Source organism: Salmonella sp. SAL04162 (genome assembly GCF_046551535.1).
GTDB classification, from domain to species: domain Bacteria; phylum Pseudomonadota; class Gammaproteobacteria; order Enterobacterales; family Enterobacteriaceae; genus Salmonella; species Salmonella enterica.
In genome coordinates this window covers 1-1,190 of record NZ_JBGDVX010000042.1, presented here as the reverse complement: position 1 = coordinate 1,190, position 1,190 = coordinate 1, and the positions used below count along the sequence as shown (strand labels likewise).

The 1,190-nt window shown below is 43.6% G+C and carries 1 protein-coding gene; it reads right to left on the bottom strand.

The features are described 5' to 3' along the window. Positions 1 to 212 precede the first annotated feature (212 nt). On the bottom strand, positions 213 to 1,028 hold the full coding sequence (locus ACLJRH_RS26190) for an aminoglycoside O-phosphotransferase APH(3')-Ia (RefSeq protein ID WP_000018329.1): 816 nt from the start codon (positions 1,026 to 1,028) through the stop codon (positions 213 to 215). Between the last annotated feature and the right edge of the window lie 162 nt (positions 1,029 to 1,190).

Sequence of the window (1,190 nt, the reverse complement as noted above, 5' to 3'; positions counted from 1 at the left end):
TAAGCAGAGTTTTTGAAATGTAAGGCCTTTGAATAAGACAAAAGGCTGCCTCATCGCTAACTTTGCAACAGTGCCAATTTATGAGTAAAGGATTATGTCCACGATAAGCACCTGGGTCGATTCCTGGGAGGCGGCCATGAGGGTAGGGAAGCGCCGTCCCGTCAAGTCAGCGTAATGCTCTGCCAGTGTTACAACCAATTAACCAATTCTGATTAGAAAAACTCATCGAGCATCAAATGAAACTGCAATTTATTCATATCAGGATTATCAATACCATATTTTTGAAAAAGCCGTTTCTGTAATGAAGGAGAAAACTCACCGAGGCAGTTCCATAGGATGGCAAGATCCTGGTATCGGTCTGCGATTCCGACTCGTCCAACATCAATACAACCTATTAATTTCCCCTCGTCAAAAATAAGGTTATCAAGTGAGAAATCACCATGAGTGACGACTGAATCCGGTGAGAATGGCAAAAGCTTATGCATTTCTTTCCAGACTTGTTCAACAGGCCAGCCATTACGCTCGTCATCAAAATCACTCGCATCAACCAAACCGTTATTCATTCGTGATTGCGCCTGAGCGAGACGAAATACGCGATCGCTGTTAAAAGGACAATTACAAACAGGAATCGAATGCAACCGGCGCAGGAACACTGCCAGCGCATCAACAATATTTTCACCTGAATCAGGATATTCTTCTAATACCTGGAATGCTGTTTTCCCGGGGATCGCAGTGGTGAGTAACCATGCATCATCAGGAGTACGGATAAAATGCTTGATGGTCGGAAGAGGCATAAATTCCGTCAGCCAGTTTAGTCTGACCATCTCATCTGTAACATCATTGGCAACGCTACCTTTGCCATGTTTCAGAAACAACTCTGGCGCATCGGGCTTCCCATACAATCGATAGATTGTCGCACCTGATTGCCCGACATTATCGCGAGCCCATTTATACCCATATAAATCAGCATCCATGTTGGAATTTAATCGCGGCCTCGAGCAAGACGTTTCCCGTTGAATATGGCTCATAACACCCCTTGTATTACTGTTTATGTAAGCAGACAGTTTTATTGTTCATGATGATATATTTTTATCTTGTGCAATGTAACATCAGAGGGCACTGTTGCAAATAGTCGGTGGTGATAAACTTATCATCCCCTTTTGCTGATGGAGCTGCACATGAACCCATTC

Coding starts and splice junctions, on each gene's coding strand:
- ACLJRH_RS26190 (WP_000018329.1), bottom strand. CDS start 1,028: ATGAGCCATATTCAACGGGAAACGTCTTGCTCGAGGCCGCGATTAAAT.